The sequence below is a fragment of the Citrobacter amalonaticus genome (genome assembly GCF_037053465.1).
GTDB classification, from domain to species: Bacteria; Pseudomonadota; Gammaproteobacteria; order Enterobacterales; family Enterobacteriaceae; genus Citrobacter_A; species Citrobacter_A amalonaticus_H.
On record NZ_JBALIF010000003.1, the window covers coordinates 408,148 to 427,363 of the forward strand.

Here is a 19,216-nt window from a genome sequence, read left to right on the forward strand (position 1 = left end):
AGCTCCCCGCCGATTATTCGTCAGGGAGCATTAAGAAGACATTAACGTGCCGGGTGATGAACGGCGTTAAAACCCAGTTTACACAGTAACGTCGCCGCATCCGCGTCGTCGCACATCACGTACAACGAGGACCATTCGCGACGCTCAAGATAGTTTTTACGCAACGAATCGAACTCACCCGGTATACCGGCGACGCGGCGCAATGGCGCATCGTCGCGGCGCACATCATACACTAAATGCACCAGTCTTTTCAGCGTCGGCTGATCTAACGCGCCGTGTAGCGTAATGCGACCAAATTCCGGCGCGGGCAGTAAGGTGTCCAGAGCAACGTGCTGTTCGCGGCCAATAAACGCGCTCCAGGCTTCAAAAACCTGTGTGGTTCCGCGAGCCTTGCCCTCCAGCGTGTAGCCAGCGATGTGCGGCGTACCGATATCGACCAGGTTCAGCAGTTCAATGTTCAGATCCGGTTCGCCTTCCCAGACATCCAGCACAACGCTCAAATCCTGTCCGGCGTTAAGACGCGCCAGCAGCGCGGTATTATCAACCACCGCGCCACGGCAGGCATTAATCAGAATTGTACCGGGCTTCAGGCGGCTAATCAGCGCATCATCAGCGAGATGCAATGTCCTGTAAGGACCGTCCTTAAACAGCGGCGTATGGAAGGTCAGGATATCGGCTTCCTGTACCAGTTCATCAAGGGAACGGAAATCCCCTTCGTCCCCACGATCCGCGCGCGGCGGATCGCACAATAGCGTGCGGATCCCCAATGCCTCCAGCCGCGCCTGTAGACGACCGCCTACGTTACCCACGCCGACAATCCCGACAGTACGATCGCGAAGCGTGAACCCATCGCGCTCCGCCAGCATCAACAACGAGGAGAACACATACTCCACCACCGCGATGGCATTACATCCGGGGGCCGCTGAAAATCCAATTCCCGCCTGCTTAAGCCAGGCGTCATCTACGTGATCGGTTCCGGCTGTCGCGGTGCCGACAAATTTGATGGGCTTCCCGTCCAGCAAAGATGCATTCACTTTGGTAACGGATCGCACCATCAGAGCGTCAGCGTCATCCAGTTCAGCGACGGGGATAGGGCGTCCGGGAACCGCTTTTACCTCCCCCAAACGACTAAACAATTCGCGGGCGTAAGGCATATTTTCATCAACGAGAATTTTCACGTCTGTCGTACCTGTTTGAGAACGAGAGTTAACCGGGCAAGTGTGCCATAATCTGGCCGCCAGGCATACTTTGCTAAGATTGATGCTTTAAGGATAAGTGATGATGCAACCCATTTCCGGTACTCCGGCACACCCTCCCGATGAAGGGCAACCTGTCGTCTCTTCTGCGGGCGAACAGCCGCTCTCCACACAGCAGCGAACCGTACTGGAACGACTGATAACCCGCCTGATTTCACTGACGCAACAGCAAAGTGCGGAGGTGTGGGCCGGAATGAAGCACGATCTCGGCGTGAAAAGCGATACACCGCTTCTGTCGCGCCACTTCCCTGCCGCTGAGCAAAACCTTAACCAGCGCCTTGGTGTGGCCCAGCAAAACCATGCCAACCGCCAGGTGCTGTCACAGCTTACGGAACTGCTGAATCTGGGCAATAACCGCCAGGCGGTCAGCGATTTTATTCGCCAGAATTACGCGCAGACGGCGCTCAGCCAACTGACGCCAGAGCAGCTCAAAAACGTACTGACGCTGTTGCAACAGGGACAGTTGTCGATTCCGCAGCCGCAACAGCGCCCGGCGACCGACCGCCCTTTGTTGCCTGCCGAACATAATACGTTAAATCAACTGGTGACCAGACTGGCCGCCGCGACGGGGGAATCCGGCAAGCTTATCTGGCAATCGATGCTGGAACTTTCCGGCGTGAAAAGCGGTGAGCTGATTCCGGCAAAGCATTTCACCCATCTGGTCACCTGGCTACAGGCGCGCCAGACGTTGAGTCTGCAACACGCCCCAACGTTGCAATCACTGCAAACAGCGCTCAAGCAGCCGCTGGAAGCGGACGAACTGGCAGGCCTGAAAGAGTACGCCCAGCAGACATACCAGATCCAGGCGCAAACGGTGCTGACAACTGCGCAGGTGCAGGATCTGCTGAATCAGATCTTTCTGCGCCGGGTTGAACGCGATCGCGAATTGAGTGAACCGCGTCATATTCAGCCAATCTACAGCCCCTTTGCGCCGGTTATCGAAACGCTCCGCTCGTTCTCCGCGCGCCCTGGGCTGCTGTTTATCGCACTGGTTGTCGCACTACTGATTTTCTGGCTGGTTATTTAGACCCGGCGAAACGACAGCAGCGTTACCAGAATCCCTGTCACCGCAGAAATCGCGCCGGCAAGAAATACGGACGGATAGCCACAGGACGTGGCAAGCAGTCCTGCCAACGGGCCGGTAACGGCGTATGAGATATCCTGGAATGCGGCGTATCCCCCCAGTGCCGTCCCGCGAACCTGAGAAGGCACGCGTTTTACCACTTCAACCCCCAGCGCCGGGAAAATGAGCGAACAGCCCGCTCCGGTTAGTGCCGCACCGAGTAAAGCAAACCAGGCGGTCGGCGCCAGCCAGAGCAGTCCCAGCCCAAGGGTTTCCACTAACAGCGAAGCGATAGCCACTTTCATCCCACCGAAGCGATCCGGCATCCAGCCAAACAGCACGCGCATCAGGACAAATGCCCCGCCGAATGCCGTCAGCGTGAAACCCGCCATCGCCCAGCCGTTACTGGCAAAGTAGAGTGAAATAAAGGTGCCGATGACGGCGAATCCTACGCCCTGCAACGCGAGACCCAGACCAGGTTTCCAGATAAGCCCCACCACGCTCCACAAAGAGGGGCGCTCTCCGGCATGAGCCGGAACTTTCCGTACCGTGCCGTTAAATGCCCAGGCCAGCAGCGGAAGCGCTATGGTCGTACCTGCCAGTGTGGCAAAACCAAAATGGCTGTGGATCAGCAACCCGAGCGGCGCACCTGCCGCCAGCGCGCCATAAATCGCCATACCGTTCCACGACATCACCTTTCCGGAACGCGCAGGACCGACCAGGCCCAGCCCCCAGGTCAGGGTTCCCGTCAACAACTGGCTTTCACCAAAGCCAAGTATCAGGCGTCCGATAATCAATAACGCGAATTTGATCGGCGCGGAAACAGGTAATAAAGCCGCCAGCAACCACGCGCCGCCCGCCAGCGCGCAGGCAAACATTCCCTGCAGCGCGGAGCGCTTGGCACCGTATTGATCGGCGAGCCGCCCGGCATAGCCGCGCGTGAGAACCGTTGCCAGAAACTGGATCCCCACCGCGATACCGACCAGGGTATTGCCATAACCCAGTTCCTGGTGAACAAAAAGCGGGATCACCGACAGCGGCAGTCCGACCGTCATGTAGGTCAAAAAAACCGCGAAAGCGATGCGAAATAGCGATGTGTTTGCTGCAGATGTTTTTTCTTTATGGGTTACTGCTGTCATGCGTTACTCCAGAATGCAGAGTAAGGCGAGGAAAAGCCACGCCCCCTCCACCTGACTGTCAGGATTAAGGTGCGTTGGATAACGTTGAACGCTTACGCATTATCGTGATGATAATGTTGGGGGTGAAGTCTGCCTGTGAGTGGCTAAAGTTGTCAACCGCAAACCATGCAGTGCGCTCAATAGTGGGGTTTATTGTCGAAGAGGGAAGGTAGCACCGCGCCAATCCCTTTTGTGCCAAACAGATAAGTCACCTGCTGCTGTTGTTCTGGCGTCAGGAGTCTGAACATCATATCCCAAATCTCTTTCGGCTCCGCTTCCCAGGCCGATGCCTCATTCCGCACTGATTCAGGATCGCTGTCCACAACGTATGGGCGAACATAGACGGGCAGAATTGAAATGTGGTACTCCCACGCCTTTGATTTACTGCGCTTGCGTTTAATGCCTTCTTTACCTGCGCTCAGAATATTGAGCCGGTTGCGAACAGCGGGGATGCTACCGGGAAAACCCGGTAGGCCAATACATTCCTGTACCGTGAGCCATTCTTTAGACATCATTTCGTTCCTTTCCCCAGTGAAATAAAAATAACTTTTCTTTCTTACACGAAATTTCAGGGTTATTCTGGCAATGCTCAGCCGACAAAAGAAAATCACCTTCTTTTGTCACCATGATAAAAACCATAAAAAATATCGGCGCCGATAACACATCTTCGTAGGATTACAGAATGAGAGAAAAAAGCCAAGACTGGCATCGTGCAGATATTAAAAGTGCACTAGAAAAAAGAGGTATTACGCTCAGGGATCTTTCACGCGCGGCGGGTTTGTCACCCGATTCGCTACGGAACGTCTTTACCCGCTGCTGGCCTCGTGCCGAGCAGATTATCGCTGATGCGCTGGAAACTACGCCAGACGTAATATGGCCGACCCGTTATATCAAAATGCCCTCTGTTTCTGCCCCTGAATCGTCAGAGAATAACAAAAACTAATATTTTCTGTTTGTTTTATTCTTTACCGGAATTAATAAATGAATTAGCGAAACATATTGTAGATACCAATAGCACTAAAGGTTATGCCTGACGGAGAAAATATTGTTAATGCTTCTCGTAATTTTTTACGCGTTTCACTAACAGAGGTTATTATGAGTTGGGATAAAACAGCTGCTGCTAATTATGCAAAATCGCATGCGGGCACACATTCACAAAGCCGCTGTGCAGAATTTACCCGTAAAGCGATACGGGCGGGAGGTGTAGTTCTTGGCAGCACCTACCACGCCAAAGACTACGGTCCAATATTAAAGAGTGCCGGATTTAGCGCGATAAGTGCCTTTGAGTCCCCTCAGGCGGGAGATGTCATCGTCATTCAACCCTATGCCGGCGGAAATCCAAGTGGTCATATGGCGATTTTCGACGGTTCAGAGTGGTATTCAGACTTCAGACAGCGCGACATGTGGGCAGGACCGGGTTATCGGGCAGCAAAACCGACATATATCATTTACAGGAAGAAATGATGAAAACCTTCTTATTGTTGCCACTCATCCTGCTACTGTGCAGTTGTTCAGCCCCTTCGCAAGACAGTTCTCACGACGTGAAGCAATTCTATCTTTCATGGATGAAGACATTTACGGTCAATCCGGATAAGCCCCATGAAACAGCAGGATTACTGCAACGCTATGTTGCAAAAGAGGTTATCGATCGTCTGACGTTGATTGATAGCTATTATGAGCAAGAGATTGTGGACTCAGACTACTTTATGTATGTGCAGGATTATGCGCCAGAATGGATTCCACAATTACAGGTTGGACATCCGCAACCCTTTCTCGGCGGCGAAAAAGTGATGGTCCAGTTGGGCGGTCCTGTCGACCAGCCCCCCATTCGTCTGGAAGTTTATACGCGCCGGGAAGGAAAGCACTGGAAAATCTATCGCGTCAGGGATGTCGGAAATCATTTTGAGCATCCCATCTACAGTGCGGGTGCCATTGCCCAGGCCCGGGCGTGGTCTGCAGAAATCGCAGCAGAAAACGAACCGCTTAAAAAGTAAAAAGGGAGCCGTCTGGCTCCCTTTCTCGTCAACCACGGTATTACGCTTTCAGCTTACGCATCACCAGCGTGGCGTTAGTACCACCGAAACCGAAGCTGTTGGACATGACCGTAGTCAGTTGACGATCGATCGTTTCGGTCACGATATTCAGACCTGCCGCCTGCTCATCCATCTCTTCGATGTTGATACTCGGAGCGATGAAACCGTGCTCCAGCATCAGCAGAGAATAAATGGCTTCCTGCACGCCAGCAGCGCCCAGAGAGTGGCCGGTCATGGCTTTGGTGGCGGAGATTGCCGGGCTCTTATCGCCGAAGACTTCGCGAATCGCACCCAGTTCTTTCACATCGCCAACCGGTGTGGACGTACCGTGGGAGTTCAGATAGTCGATTGGAGTATCAACGCCCTGCATCGCCATCTGCATGCAGCGTACTGCGCCTTCACCGGACGGGGCAACCATATCAGCGCCATCAGAGGTCGCGCCGTAACCCACAATTTCTCCGTAGATATGCGCGCCACGCGCCAGGGCGTGTTCCAGTTCTTCAACCACCACCATACCGCCGCCGCCAGCGATAACAAAACCGTCACGGTTTGCGTCATAGGTACGGGAAGCTTTTGATGGCTGATCGTTATATTTAGTAGACAGTGCGCCCATCGCGTCGAACTCACAGGCCATTTCCCAACCCAGCTCTTCGCCGCCGCCGGCAAAGACGATATCCTGTTTGCCCAGTTGAATCTGCTCAACGGCATTACCGATACAGTGTGCGGAGGTCGCACAGGCGGAGCTGATTGAGTAGTTGACGCCGTGGATTTTAAACGGCGTTGCGAGGCAAGCGGAAACCGCTGAACCCATCGCTTTGGTGACCACATACGGGCCAACCGCTTTCAGGCCACGCGGGCTACGCATTGCGTCGGCACCGAAGACCTGCGCTTTGGAAGAACCGCCAGAACCGGCAATCAGGCCCACGCGAGGGTTGTTCTGATAAACCTCTTCGCTCAGACCGGCATCAGCAATCGCTTCACGCATAGAGAGATAGGCATAAATAGAGGCATCGTTCATGAAACGAACCACTTTGCGGTCAATCAAACCGGTCGTATCCAGTTTGACGTTACCCCATACATGGCTGCGCATTCCTGCATCTTTAAACTCTTCGGAGAAGGTGATCCCTGAACGTCCTTCACGCAGAGATGCCAGGACTTCCTGCTGGTTATTACCGATGCTGGAAACGATGCCCAAGCCAGTAATCACTGCACGTTTCATTCAATACCTCTGTAAGTCGCACTATAGTAAGTTTCGATTGGCACAATAGCGTACACTTGTACGCCGAACAAGTCCGATCAGCCAATTTATACGGAAATTTGCGCCGTCTGGCACACATCGTTAAGATCGTGGCACTGCCTGTCAGACGAGTAACTTACGTGAAACAATACGCTATACAACCCGCCAACCTCGAATTCAATGCTGAGGGTACACCTGTTTCCCGAGATTTCGACGACGTCTACTTTTCCAACGACAATGGTCTGGAAGAGACACGCTATGTCTTTCTCGGCGGCAACCGAATCGCAGAGCGTTTTCCGGAACATGCTCACCCTCTGTTTGTGGTTGCGGAAAGTGGCTTTGGCACAGGCCTGAACTTTCTGACGCTCTGGCAGGCGTTCTCTGCATTTCGCGCGACGCAGCCAGAAACTACGCTACAAAGATTACATTTCATCAGCTTTGAAAAATTTCCTTTGAGCCGTGACGACCTCGTGGCGGCACATCAGCACTGGCCTGAGTTAGCCGAATTTGCCGCTCAACTTCACGCCTTGTGGCCGCTGCCGCTGGCGGGGTGCCATCGTCTGTTGCTGGATGAAGGACGTGTGACGCTCGATCTGTGGTTTGGCGATATCAATGAACTCACCGATCAACTCGATGACAGCCTGAATCAGAAAGTCGACGCCTGGTTTCTGGACGGTTTCGCGCCCGCCAAAAATCCGGATATGTGGACGCAAAAGCTGTTTAACGCCATGGCGCGACTGGCGCGACCTGGCGGCACGCTGGCGACCTTCACTTCCGCCGGGTTCGTGCGACGCGGCTTGCAGGACGCCGGATTTACCATGCAGAAATGCAAAGGCTTTGGCCGCAAACGGGAAATGCTGCGCGGTGTGATGGCGCAGACGCTTTCGATTCCTGCCTCCACGCCATGGTTTTCCCGACAGCAGAGTGAGAAACGGGAGGTGGCCCTCATCGGCGGTGGGATTGCCAGCGCGCTGTTGTCACTGGCGCTGCTGCGACGCGGCTGGCAGGTTACGCTCTACTGCGCCGATGACGCCCCGGCACAAGGCGCATCCGGTAATCGTCAGGGAGCGCTTTACCCGCTTTTGAGTAAACACGATGCGGCGATAAACCTCTTTTTCCCCGCCGCATTTACCTTTGCCCGTCGTCTTTATGACGCCCTGCCCGTTGAGTTCGGGCACGACTGGTGCGGCGTCACTCAGCTCGGCTGGGATGAAAAGAGCCAGCAAAAGATCGCGCAACTGCTGTCGCTGGATTTACCGCACGCGCTGGCAAGCGCGGTGGCTACCGAGCAGGCACAACAGCTTACCGGCGTCGAAACCGGATGCGACGGAATAACCTATCCGCAAGGCGGTTGGCTCTACCCGGCGCAACTGACCGCCGCAGTGCTTCAGCTTGCAAAGAAACAGGGATTACGCTGCCATTATCAGCACTCTCTGACGACACTTCACCGCTCGGAAACAGGCTGGCATCTGCACTTTTCCCACGGAACGCGTGCGAAACATGAGGTCGTGGTCCTGGCAAACGGGCATCAGATCAACCGTTTCACGCAGACACACCCGTTACCCGTCTACCCGGTGGCAGGCCAGGTCAGCCATATTCCGACGACGCCAGCCCTCTCCCGACTGCGTCAGGTATTGTGCTATGACGGTTACCTCACACCACAAAATCCGGCCAATCAGCAGCACTGTATCGGCGCCAGCTACCATCGGGGCAGCGAGGTAACGCAGTACAGCGAAGACGATCAGCAACAAAACCGCCAGCGTCTGCTGGACTGTTTCCCCGCTGCGCAATGGGCAAAAGAGGTGGATGTGAGCGGCAAAGAGGCGCGTTGCGGCGTGCGCTGCGCCACTCGCGATCATCTTCCGATGGTGGGAAATGTTCCGGACTATGACGCCACGCTGGCCCGGTATGCGGATTTAGCAAACAGCCAGGAGCATGTGCCAATCGCGCCGGTGTATGACGATTTATACATGCTGGGCGCGTTGGGCTCGCGTGGATTGTGCTCTGCGCCGTTGTGCGCAGAAATTCTGGCCTCGCAGATGAGTGGCGAACCCATCCCTTTAGATGCCGCAACACTGGCAGCACTTAACCCGAATCGTTTGTGGGTGCGGAAGTTACTGAAAGGAAAAGCGGTAAAAACGCAGACGGTGTGAGACGTTGCGCCATCCGACCAATTAAGCAATCGGATGGCGACAGCAAGATTAGTGCGTTGCCTTCTGGAACAGCGCATCCCACATCTCTTTTACTAATGCCTGATCGCGTGGCGACAGTTCACCTGCGCCGATCGCTTTTTCCAGGCTGTGGGAGACAGTGGCGTAAACGGCCTGGGCAGAATGGTCATCTGCCTCTTCCAGCTCTGCAACGGCTAATGTCAGGTGGCCACGCAAATACCCACTGGCAAACAGCTCATCATCGCTTGCATGCTCTACCATGTCGTCGATTAATGCCAGAATGCGTGATTCAAACTCCGCGATCATCTTCTTTCCTCATTGTAACGTGGCGCTGGCTTCAGTTGAGCGCTTCCGGCCACGGGAACTGTTCCGCCTTAAGTTCAGGCGTGTGATAATAATTCTGTAGCGCTTTGATAAAACGCGCCGGACGTTCCGGGATCCCCTTCTCCAGATACGCCATCACCTGCGCATGGACCCGACGCTGGAACACCACGCGGTCCGGTTCGAAATCGCCTTCCAGATTGTCGCAACTGACATTAAACGGATAGCCCGCCGCCACACAAAACAGCCAGTCAAACGCCTGCGGCTTCACTTCCACATCTTCAAACTGGCTTTGGGTCGCTGCGTCGCGACCGTCCGGGCAATACCAGTAGCCGAAATCAACCAACTCACGGCGCGCCTTTCCGGCAATGCACCAGTGCGAAATCTCATGCAACGCGCTGGCATAAAAGCCGTGAGCAAAGACAATCCGGTGGTATGGGGTTTCGGCGTCAGCAGGAAGATAGATCGGTTCGTCGTCGCCTTTAATCAGACGGGTATTAAAATCATCGGCAAAGCAGCCGTTGAAAATGTCGATTAACTGTTCGTAGTGATGTGTACTGTTCATTAATTCATCCCCAGCCAGTGGAGAATCTCCTGTCCATGGTTATCATAAAGAAGTTTGGCGCTCATCACCGCCGAGACGATGACGATCATAGGCCGAATCAGCTTCTGTCCTTTGCTCAGCACCAGTCGGGACCCCATCCGCGCGCCGAGAAATTGTCCAATCAGCATGACAAAACCGGTCGCCCATATCACTTTTCCGCCGATAATAAACAGCAGCAGACCACCGAGGTTGGAGGTGGCGTTCAGCAACTTTGCGTGAGCGGTGGATTTGGCGAGGTTATACCCGCACAGCGTGACAAAAGCCAGGGCATAAAATGAACCGGCTGCCGGGCCGAAAAAACCATCGTAAAAACCGACGCAGCCGCCGGCGATCAGAGCAAACGGCAGGCCATGCAGACGGCGTTGTCTGTCGTCTTCACCGATTTTCGGCATGAGCAAAAAATAGAGGCCAATGCAGATCACCAGAACCGGTAGAATCTGTCGCAACACATCTGACTGCACATGTTGCACCAACAGTGCGCCGCTCATCGAACCGATGAAGGTCATCGCGATGTTGAGCTTCTGGTCAGCGAGATTCACCACCTTGCGGCGAATAAAGTAGATTGAGGAAGAAATGGAGCCGCCACAGGCCTGAAGCTTATTGGTCGCCAGCGCCTGTGCAGGAGACATTCCCGCCGCCATCAGGGCGGGAATGGTTAACAGACCGCCACCTCCCGCCAGTGAATCGATAAATCCTGCCAGCATTGCCACAAAAAACAGCACCAGCAACAACAGCGGGGAGACCATAAACAGGTCTACGAAATTGTCCATCAGAGTACATGCTCATCCAGTAGCGCCTGGCAGGAAGGCGGCAGCGGAGGCGGTGTCTTCTTCTCAGGCTTTGTGGTTCCCGGTTTGGGAGGTTCAAACCAACTTTGTAGCTCAGCGCCACAGCCATCGCCAGCCGGAGGCAAAGGCTGATCTTCGCACTCAAGGCTGTCGGCAGGGCAACGTAATCGAACATGCATATGCGCACGATGCTGGAACCAGGGGCGCACTTTACGCAACCAGTCGCGATCGGTTCCGGCATCCAGGCAAAGTTGCTGTTTTATCGCCGGATTGACGAAAATACGCGTGACTTCATTATCTTCCGCCGCCAGTTTAATCAGGCTGGAGATTTCCGGTTTCCACAACGACGGCACAACGTGTTTTCCATCCCGGGAAACCAGGTCCAACGCCTGGGGGCGCAACAGTTGAGCCTGGGTCCAGCGCGTTTTCGGTAGCTGCAGGAAAATATCCACATCCAGCCCCGTCTGGTGGCTGGCATGTCCGCCGTTAAATCGCCCACCGGCCGGCATTCCCATATCGCCAATCAGTACGGTTCCCAGTCCCAGATTGCTGGCCTGCGTACTCAGTCGCTGAATAAACATCACCAGATCGGGATGGCCGAAATAGCGACGCTGATCGGTGCGCATCACCTGGTAGTGATCCGACTGCACGGGAAGCGTATCTGCCCCCACAATGCAGCCGTTCGAGAACCCCCCAATGGACTGCGCGCTACCCGGCACGGGCTGGGTAATTTTCTGCCATGGCGTCGCCGCCAGGCTGGCCGTGCTGGCAAGCAGAGCCAGCAGTGCTATCGCGGTTTTTTTCATCTCTTACCAGCGTGGAATATCCGTTGTGACATCCGCATTTTGCGCCCGTTGACGTAAAAGGTGATCCATCAACACGATCGCCAGCATCGCTTCGGCGATCGGTACCGCGCGGATCCCGACACACGGATCGTGACGACCTTTGGTGATCATCTCCACTTCTTCGCCAAAGCGATTAATGGTGCGCCCTGGAACGGTAATACTGGAGGTCGGTTTCAGCGCCATATGAGCCACAATTTGCTGGCCGCTGCTGATCCCGCCCAGAATGCCGCCTGCGTGGTTACTCTGGAACCCGTCTTTGGTGATTTCGTCACGATTCTGGCTGCCACGCAGCGCGACGACATCGAAACCGTCGCCAATTTCAACGCCTTTCACGGCGTTAATACTCATCAGCGCATGGGCGATATCCGCATCGAGACGATCGAACACCGGCTCACCCAGACCTGCCGGCACACCGCTGGCGATTACCGTTACCTTCGCGCCAATGGAATCACCCTCTTTTTTCAGGGCGCGCATCAGTTCGTCCAGGGCGACAATCTTATCCGGATCGGGACAGAAGAACGGATTAAGCTCTACCTGCGACCAGTCTTTGATTGCCAGCGGAATGTCGCCCATTTGGGTCAGGCAGCCCTGAATGACGATGCCAAACTTTTCGGCGAGGTATTTTTTCGCAATCGCGCCTGCCGCCACGCGCATCGCGGTTTCCCGTGCGGAGGAGCGTCCGCCGCCACGATAATCGCGCAGGCCGTATTTCTGCTCGTAGGTGTAATCCGCATGCCCTGGACGAAACACATCCTTAATGGCGCTGTAATCCTGCGAACGCTGATCGGTATTTTCAATCAACAGACCAATGCTGGTGCCGGTGGTGACGCCTTCGAATACGCCGGAGAGGATTTTAACCTGATCCGGTTCGCGACGCTGGGTCGTGTAGCGCGATGTTCCCGGGCGGCGTCTGTCGAGATCGTGTTGCAGGTCCGCTTCCGTCAGAGGAATGCCCGGTGGCACACCGTCGACGATACAACCAAGCGCCAGCCCATGTGATTCGCCAAAGGTGGTTACACGAAAGAGTTGTCCAATTGTATTTCCTGCCATTGCGGTCTCGTTGTTGTCGTTGTGGTTTAATCTTTATAGAGGCTGAAATGCTCACGGGCGGCAAGCAACTCGGCTTTGGTCAGCATAAAGACGCCGTCGCCGCCATTGTCGAATTCCAGCCAGGTGAACGGCACATCCGGATATTGTTCCATCAGATGTACCATGCTGTTACCGACTTCACAAATCAGAATCCCGTTATCGGACAGGTAATCCGGCGCGTTACCCAGAATACGGCGCGTCAGTTTCAGACCGTCCGTTCCCGACGCCAGGCCGAGTTCCGGCTCATGACGATATTCATTCGGCAGGTCAGACATGTCCTCCGCGTCAACGTACGGCGGATTGGTGACAATCAGGTCATACTGGACTTTTGGCAGGTCGCGGAACAAGTCAGAACGAATAGGCGTCACGTAATGAATCAGGCCGTGTTCTTCAATGTTGTGTTCGGTGACGGCCAGCGCATCGGCAGAGATATCCACCGCATCCACTTCCGCCTCCGGGAAAGCATAGGCACAGGCGATAGCAATACAACCGCTACCGGTACACATGTCGAGGATCATCTGAGGCGGCTCATTGACCAGCCCCGCAAAGCGGTTGTTGATCAGTTCCCCAATAGGAGAACGCGGCACCAGCACACGCTCATCCACATAGAACTCATGGCCGCAGAACCAGGCTTTGTTGGTCAGGTAGGCAACCGGAATACGTTCGTTTACGCGACGGATCACGCGCTCAACGATACGGTGGCGCTCACTGGACGTCAGACGCGCCGTGCGCATATCTTCCGGGATATCCAGCGGCAGATACAGCGATGGCAGCACCAGCTGTACGGCCTCATCCCACGGGTTATCCGTACCGTGGCCGTACCAGATATTCGCCGCACTAAAACGGCTAACCGCCCAGCGCAACATGTCCTGAATGGTATGCAGATCACTCACTGCTTCATCAACGAAAATTTTATCCATCTGTTCCTCCAGGGCATGCTCGCAATAATTTCGGCGGCTAGTTTGCCACGAAGACGGCGATAAATCAGCAATCACGCAGGGGTAGCGCGTGAAAATTGCGTTTTGAGCATTCGCATCCACAGCGAGTCGGGTAAACTAACGGAAAATAAAAGATGAGACAGCAGAATGAAAGAAAAAACATGGCTCAGCGAGGAGGAACAGGCGCTGTTCCGGCAACTGATGACCGGCACCCGCCAGATTAAGCAGGACACGATTGTTCATCGTCCGCAACGTAAAAAGATAACCGAGGTTCCGGTGAAGCGACTCCTGTCAGAACAGGCGGATGCCAGCCACTATTTTTCTGACGAGTTTCAACCGCTGTTGAATACCGAAGGCCCGGTGAAGTATGTTCGCCCGGATGTCAGCCATTTCGAGCTTAAAAAAATGCGCCGCGGAGATTATTCCCCGGAACTGTTTCTGGATTTACACGGGCTGACGCAGCTTCAGGCAAAGCAAGAATTAGGCGCGCTGATTGCCGCCTGCCGTCGGGAACATGTATTTTGCGCCTGCGTGATGCACGGACACGGCAAACATGTGCTGAAACAACAGACGCCGCTGTGGCTGGCGCAGCATCCGCATGTCATGGCCTTTCATCAGGCACCGAAAGAGTATGGCGGGGACGCCGCGCTGCTGGTGTTAATCGAAGTCGAAGAGTGGGTGCCGCCAGAACTTCCCTGAGCCAGGAAACAACAAGAGCCGCATCAGCGGCTCTTTGAAAGTCAGACAGCAGGTTAAATCGCTTTCGCCATCTTCAGGTTACACGGGCTCATCTGCCAGTTGAAAACCCCTTTACCGCTTTCATCCAGCGTCACGCTTGCAATCGCTGAAGTGGTAAACATCGGCGGCGTTTCGCCAGGGCACAGTTCAGACACCAGGTAACCCACTAACGGAAGGTGGGAAATCACCAGTACGCTGGCGACACCTTCATTGGCCAGAGCCTGCAGCCAGGCGCTGACCATGCCCACATCGCCGCAAGGGGTCAACTCCGGCATAACATCCACGTTACCCGGCAGGTTCATACATTCCCCTACCACATCCAACGTTTGTTCGGCTCGCAGGAACGGGCTCACCAGAACACGTTCGATATCCACTTTTTGACCTTTCAGCCAGTTCGCCATAAGGCGGGATTCATCACAACCACAGTGGGTTAAGGGACGAACCGAATCACTGGCGGCATCGAGGGCCGCGTCGCCGTGACGCATGATAAAAACTTGCATATTGCACCGCTTTTGTTAACCAGAATCACACGTATTCCCGCAAAACCCTGGGGTAGCTGAAATACAGTGGCCGGCATTGTGCCTTATCCGCTCACTGAATGAAACGCTGTTTTTTACCTCAATGGCGTAAGTATAGTCAATATACGTTTACATTTTGACCAGACCACAGCCATTCAGTGCGGATTCACCTAATCTTTGACCCCATTAATGCAGGTCAGTTGCTTCTGCACGCCAAAAATGTTCCCCACGCTCCGCCATCATTAGCAACGCGTCACACGGCGTAAATCGTGAGCCATACTGCGAAGCGAGACGTTGCAATACGGCAACCACTTCACCCGCGCCGAGGGAATCCATGTAACGGAACGGACCACCGAGAAACGGAGGAAAACCAATACCAAACACCGCGCCGATGTCACCATCACGCGCACTACGAATCACCTGCTCGTCGTAACAACGCGCCGCCTCATTGAGCATTAACATCACGCAGCGTTCAGCAATCTGCTGGCTGGAGAGCTTGCTCTGCCCCTGTGCGCCAATAAGCGTATAAATTGCAGGGTCGACCTGTTTTTTGCTTTTACGCCCTTTTGCCCCATAAAGATAGAAACCCCGCCCATTTTTTCTACCTTTGCGATCGTCATTCAAAATTGATGTAACAACGTTTGCAGGGGCGCTAAAACGCTCACCATAAGCGGCTTCCAGTATTGGTATAATTTTAGTGCCTGTATCAATTCCGACCTCATCCAAAAGTTGGATTGGCCCCACCGGAAAGCCGAATTTAACCAGCGCGCTGTCAATCTGCTCCACACGCTCACCTTCGGTAAGCATGCGAATCGCTTCGTTAATATAAGGCGCAAGAATACGGTTTACGTAGAACCCGGCTTTATCTCGCACCACAATTGGCGTTTTGCCCTGTTTTTTCGCCAGCTTAACCGTAGTGGCGATCGTTTGCCCTGAGGTGCCTGCATGGGGAATCACCTCCACCAGCGGCATTTTTTCCACCGGGCTAAAAAAGTGCAACCCGATGACCTGCTCAGGTCTGGCGGCGTTAGCGGCGATATCCCCGATTGGCAATGATGATGTGTTGGAGGCAAAAATGGTGTGAGATGCACAATTTTGCTCTACTTCTGCCACCATCTGTTGTTTTAAAGGCAGATCTTCGAACACCGCTTCAATGACCAGATCGCGGTGGGCAAAGCCGCGATAATCCACGGAACCGGAAATCAACGCTAGCTGTTTATCGCGCTCACTGGCTTTGATATGACGGCGACGCACTTTGGTTTCAAGTTGATCCCAACTGTACTTTAGTGCGTGGTTGATTCCTTTCGCATTTATGTCTTTGATGCGAACCGGCAAACCTCCTTTACAGGCGGTAACGTAGGCAATTCCTCCGCCCATCAGCCCGCCGCCAAGCACGCCGACGCTGTTGAGTGGTCCCGGAGGCACGTCGCTGCCGGGATCTTTTTTCACGTCCGTACTGGCAAAAAAGATATTTCGCAACGCCTGCGATTGCGGCGTCATCGCCAGCTCGCCAAACGCGCGCGCTTCCGCCTCATAACCGCTGCTACTGCCTTGCGCCAGCCCGATTTCCATCACCTGTAAAATGCGTTCTGTCGCCGGGTAATTGCCCTGGGTTTTTTGTTCCGTTTTGTTGCTGACCATACGAAACAGCAGCGCCCGACCGAGCGGGCCTGCCAGAACACGTTCGCGAACGGGAAGTGTGCGAGGTGCGGGTTTCTCTTTTTTCGCCAGATCAACCGCGGCCTCCAGCAAGATTGCATGTGGGACAACATCGTCCACCAGCCCGGCCTTCAGCGCCTGCTTCGCGCGCAGTTGTTTACCAGTGAGGATCATATCCAGCGCCGTACTGATCCCAACAAGTCGCGGCAAACGTTGAGTCCCGCCCGAACCGGGCAGCAGCCCAAGTTGTACCTCAGGCAACCCCAGCACGGTTCTCGCATCATCCGTGCAGACGCGCGCGTGACAGGCCAACGCCAGTTCAAGCCCGCCGCCCAGACAAGCGCCATGAATGGCAGCGATGACCGGGATCGGCAATCCGTTGATCTCGGCCATCAATTGCTGCCCCTGTCGCGCCAGTTCTTGTGCTTCTGGTGCATTTTTGCAGTGCCCAATCATGTTGATATCCGCACCGGCAATAAAATTGTCCGGCTTCGCAGAAATAATGACGACACCGCTAATGGACTTGTTTTCCCTGATCTGTTTAAGGATGGCGCGTACCTGCGTGGCAAACTCCGCTTTCAGGGTATTCATCTTCTCACCAGGGACATCCACAGAGATGACCGCGACGTTATCCAGACGCACGTTAAGCGTAAAAGCCGATGTCATTTCCATTATTCTGCCTCCAGGACCATTGCCGCACCGAGACCGCCTGCTGCACAGGCAGTCACAAGCCCAAAACCGCCGCCACGACGACGTAGCTCGTGCAGGGTTTGGGTGATCATCCTTGCACCGGTTGCGGCAAAGGGGTGGCCATAGGCAATTGACCCGCCAAGCACATTAAATTTGCTGTCATCCACCTCGCCGGTGGCATGCGAACGACCCAGCACCTCGCGGGCAAAACGTTCACTGCCAAGCAACTGGAGGTTCGCCAGCGTCTGGGCGGCAAAGGCTTCGTGCATATCAATCAGCGTAAGATCGGCCAGCGTTAACCCGGCGCGCTCCAGCGCCAGCGGCGTTGACCAGGCTGGCCCCAGCAGCATGTCCTGCCAGACATCAATCGCGGTAAAAGCGTAGCTACGCAAGTAGCCCAGTGGAACCAGACCCAGTTCTTTCGCCCGGGATTCAGTCATCAGGATGACCGCCGCCGCGCCATCCGTCAGCGGCGTGCTGTTTGCCGCTGTGACGGTACCATGCTTTCGATCAAATGCCGGACGCAGTCTGGCATAATCGGCAAGCGTGGAGTTACCCCGAATATTGTTATCCTCAGAGAGAGGCGCTTTAAACGGCGGCGTGTAAGTGGTCATGACTTCATCAGCCAGCTTGCCTTCTGCCCAGGCCTGCGCGGCGCGCTGGTGAGAACGATGCGCCAGAGCATCCTGCTGTTCCCGGGTGATACCGTAGGTTTTCGCCATCTGCTCTGCGGTATCGCCCATGCGCAGTCCGGTTGAGTATTCCGCCACCGCTGGCGGAACGGGCATTAGATCGCGTAAGCGCAGACGAGAAAAAAGTTTAAGCCGTTGCCCCAACGTGCGGGCTTTGTTGACATCAACCAGCACGCGCGCGAGCTTTTTGCTGACGCCAATGGGCAGAACCGACGAAGAATCTGCACCACCGGCGATTCCCGCGCGGATGGTCCCTGCCATCAGGCTTTCCGCCACGTTCGCCACAGCCTGGAAACTGGTCGCACAGGCACGACTCACGCTGTACGCGTCGGTGTGTACATTCATCCCTGTCCCTAGCACGATTTCGCGGGCGATATTGGGCGCTTCAGGCATCTGTACGACCTGGCCGAAAACCAGTTGCTCAATCACATCGGCAGGAATTTCACTACGCGCAAGCAGTTCGCCCACCACCATTTTGCCGAGATCGACGGCGGGAATGCCATGATAAGCGGTCGCCTGACGCGCAAATGGCGTGCGTAATCCGCTCACAATAGCGATACGATCGCCCTGGCGGGTGACCAGCGATAAAGCCTGACTCATAACACTCCCCTGTAAAAATAAAATAAGTGGTCTGACCTGATCATAGTCTTAACCAATTTTTTACATTTAGCCAAGCGGAGCGCGAAGAAAGTGAGAGCTAAGACACAGTGAATAGTCACTGCCTGAAATGAAAATGCCCCGGGAATTATCGCCGGGGCATGAGAAACGGGGCGTGGGGATTAGCGCAAACCCAACTGGAAGATCAACGTTTCGGCTTCGCAAGCAAAGACAAAATCAATATCCAGACGGACGCCTTCAGATTCTTCAGTGAAGGTGGAGGTGATTTTGCACGGTTCAGATTCCACACTACGCGCTTTCTCGGTCAACGCCGCCAGCGTCTCTTCAGCCTCTGCGCGGTTAGCGAACACACGGCTGTATGAGGCGGTGCAATCGGAGTTGTCCATGATGGTGCCAACATCCATACAGCAGCAAACCGGGGTTTCATCAGCACTGCATTTACTCATTGTAGATTTCCTCTGTATTTGCACCCAGGGTGCCAGATAAACGATAGGGATATTTTACGCTCCCCACATTTACCTCTCCAGTTGTTAATGGTGAGAAATAAGATAAGTGACAGAAATCACACTTAAAAATGATCTAAAACAAATTTCACCCATTAGGGTGAGAGCGTCAGGCGTCAAATTTGCCAGATGGATCGCGTTTTCGAGATCAGAACTGAAAAATATTATAAACATACTTGCAACATTTCAGGTGGTCCGACCTATACTCACGCCACTGGTCTGATTTCTATGTTGTACCGCAGACCCTACACTTCGCGCTCCTGTTACACCATGTA

General features: G+C 54.5%; 20 protein-coding genes. 6 read left to right on the top strand and 14 right to left on the bottom strand.

The annotated features are described in order from the left end of the window. Positions 1 to 41: 41 nt before the first annotated feature. On the bottom strand, positions 42 to 1,178 hold the full coding sequence (gene pdxB / locus WB371_RS07440) for a 4-phosphoerythronate dehydrogenase PdxB (protein WP_336219441.1): 1,137 nt from the start codon (positions 1,176 to 1,178) through the stop codon (positions 42 to 44). Between the two features lie 103 nt (positions 1,179 to 1,281). Between pdxB and flk the strand changes: the two genes are divergently transcribed. Next, a complete protein-coding gene (gene flk / locus WB371_RS07445; RefSeq protein WP_336219503.1) occupies positions 1,282 to 2,283 on the top strand; it encodes a flagella biosynthesis regulator Flk in 1,002 nt (333 codons plus the stop codon). Here flk and WB371_RS07450 read toward each other — a convergent pair. Next, the gene (locus tag WB371_RS07450; protein WP_336219442.1) at positions 2,280 to 3,458 is read right to left on the bottom strand and encodes an MFS transporter; all 1,179 of its coding nucleotides are present in this window, start codon (positions 3,456 to 3,458) and stop codon (positions 2,280 to 2,282) included. The two genes, flk and WB371_RS07450, sit on opposite strands and share 4 nt — an antisense overlap. 176 nt (positions 3,459 to 3,634) lie before the next feature. Further along, positions 3,635 to 4,009, bottom strand: coding sequence for a hypothetical protein (locus WB371_RS07455; protein ID WP_336219504.1), 375 nt, complete (start codon positions 4,007 to 4,009; stop codon positions 3,635 to 3,637). Positions 4,010 to 4,179: 170 nt separating this feature from the next. On the opposite strand from WB371_RS07455, the gene WB371_RS07460 reads away from it, so the two are divergent. From WB371_RS07460 to WB371_RS07470, 3 genes are all read left to right on the top strand, one after another. Beyond that, positions 4,180 to 4,440 carry a helix-turn-helix domain-containing protein gene (locus WB371_RS07460; RefSeq protein WP_336219443.1) on the top strand — a complete coding sequence of 87 codons (261 nt, stop codon included), beginning with the start codon at positions 4,180 to 4,182 and terminating at the stop codon, positions 4,438 to 4,440. 152 nt (positions 4,441 to 4,592) lie between these two features. After that, positions 4,593 to 4,961 (top strand): hypothetical protein, encoded by a 369-nt coding sequence (locus WB371_RS07465; RefSeq protein ID WP_336219505.1) that lies wholly within the window; start codon positions 4,593 to 4,595, stop codon positions 4,959 to 4,961. Beyond that, complete coding sequence (locus WB371_RS07470) at positions 4,961 to 5,491, top strand: YbjP/YqhG family protein (RefSeq protein ID WP_336219506.1); 531 nt, start codon at positions 4,961 to 4,963, stop codon at positions 5,489 to 5,491. Before WB371_RS07465 ends, WB371_RS07470 begins: the two co-directional genes overlap by 1 nt. 40 nt (positions 5,492 to 5,531) lie before the next feature. Here WB371_RS07470 and fabB read toward each other — a convergent pair whose 3' ends face one another. Beyond that, a complete protein-coding gene (gene fabB, locus WB371_RS07475) occupies positions 5,532 to 6,749 on the bottom strand; it encodes a beta-ketoacyl-ACP synthase I (RefSeq protein WP_336219444.1) in 1,218 nt (405 codons plus the stop codon). A 158-nt stretch (positions 6,750 to 6,907) separates the two neighbouring features. Here fabB and mnmC point away from each other — a divergent pair, with 158 nt between their 5' ends. Next, positions 6,908 to 8,920 (top strand): bifunctional tRNA (5-methylaminomethyl-2-thiouridine)(34)-methyltransferase MnmD/FAD-dependent 5-carboxymethylaminomethyl-2-thiouridine(34) oxidoreductase MnmC, encoded by a 2,013-nt coding sequence (mnmC, locus tag WB371_RS07480; protein WP_336219445.1) that lies wholly within the window; start codon positions 6,908 to 6,910, stop codon positions 8,918 to 8,920. Positions 8,921 to 8,968: 48 nt separating this feature from the next. On the opposite strand, the gene WB371_RS07485 is transcribed toward mnmC, so the two are convergent. The 6 genes from WB371_RS07485 to prmB are packed head-to-tail and all read right to left on the bottom strand — an operon-like array spanning position 8,969 to position 13,505. Beyond that, positions 8,969 to 9,244 (bottom strand): YfcL family protein, encoded by a 276-nt coding sequence (locus WB371_RS07485; RefSeq protein ID WP_336219446.1) that lies wholly within the window; start codon positions 9,242 to 9,244, stop codon positions 8,969 to 8,971. Between the two features lie 31 nt (positions 9,245 to 9,275). Beyond that, positions 9,276 to 9,824 (bottom strand): elongation factor P hydroxylase, encoded by a 549-nt coding sequence (locus WB371_RS07490; protein ID WP_336219447.1) that lies wholly within the window; start codon positions 9,822 to 9,824, stop codon positions 9,276 to 9,278. Further along, entirely contained in the window at positions 9,824 to 10,633 is an 810-nt protein-coding gene (locus WB371_RS07495) for a sulfite exporter TauE/SafE family protein (protein WP_336219448.1), read from the bottom strand. Before WB371_RS07495 ends, WB371_RS07490 begins: the two co-directional genes overlap by 1 nt. Then, on the bottom strand, positions 10,633 to 11,457 hold the full coding sequence (mepA, locus tag WB371_RS07500; protein ID WP_336219449.1) for a penicillin-insensitive murein endopeptidase: 825 nt from the start codon (positions 11,455 to 11,457) through the stop codon (positions 10,633 to 10,635). Before mepA ends, WB371_RS07495 begins: the two co-directional genes overlap by 1 nt. Before the next feature lie 3 nt (positions 11,458 to 11,460). Further along, positions 11,461 to 12,546, bottom strand: a complete 1,086-nt coding sequence (gene aroC, locus WB371_RS07505) for a chorismate synthase (protein WP_336219450.1) — start codon at positions 12,544 to 12,546, stop codon at positions 11,461 to 11,463. Between the two features lie 26 nt (positions 12,547 to 12,572). Then, positions 12,573 to 13,505: a 50S ribosomal protein L3 N(5)-glutamine methyltransferase gene (gene prmB / locus WB371_RS07510; protein ID WP_336219451.1), complete on the bottom strand. Its 933-nt coding sequence runs from the start codon at positions 13,503 to 13,505 to the stop codon at positions 12,573 to 12,575. Positions 13,506 to 13,670: 165 nt separating this feature from the next. Here prmB and smrB point away from each other — a divergent pair, with 165 nt between their 5' ends. Continuing rightward, the gene (gene smrB, locus WB371_RS07515; protein WP_336219452.1) at positions 13,671 to 14,222 is read left to right on the top strand and encodes an endonuclease SmrB; all 552 of its coding nucleotides are present in this window, start codon (positions 13,671 to 13,673) and stop codon (positions 14,220 to 14,222) included. A 53-nt stretch (positions 14,223 to 14,275) separates the two neighbouring features. On the opposite strand, the gene sixA is transcribed toward smrB, so the two are convergent. From sixA to WB371_RS07535, 4 genes are all read right to left on the bottom strand, one after another. Beyond that, positions 14,276 to 14,761, bottom strand: a complete 486-nt coding sequence (gene sixA, locus WB371_RS07520) for a phosphohistidine phosphatase SixA (protein WP_336219453.1) — start codon at positions 14,759 to 14,761, stop codon at positions 14,276 to 14,278. Between the two features lie 204 nt (positions 14,762 to 14,965). After that, entirely contained in the window at positions 14,966 to 17,110 is a 2,145-nt protein-coding gene (fadJ, locus tag WB371_RS07525; protein ID WP_336219454.1) for a fatty acid oxidation complex subunit alpha FadJ, read from the bottom strand. Next, on the bottom strand, positions 17,110 to 18,420 hold the full coding sequence (gene fadI, locus WB371_RS07530) for an acetyl-CoA C-acyltransferase FadI (RefSeq protein ID WP_336219455.1): 1,311 nt from the start codon (positions 18,418 to 18,420) through the stop codon (positions 17,110 to 17,112). Before fadI ends, fadJ begins: the two co-directional genes overlap by 1 nt. Before the next feature lie 179 nt (positions 18,421 to 18,599). Continuing rightward, positions 18,600 to 18,884 carry a YfcZ/YiiS family protein gene (locus tag WB371_RS07535; RefSeq protein WP_137384194.1) on the bottom strand — a complete coding sequence of 95 codons (285 nt, stop codon included), beginning with the start codon at positions 18,882 to 18,884 and terminating at the stop codon, positions 18,600 to 18,602. Positions 18,885 to 19,216: the final 332 nt, after the last annotated feature.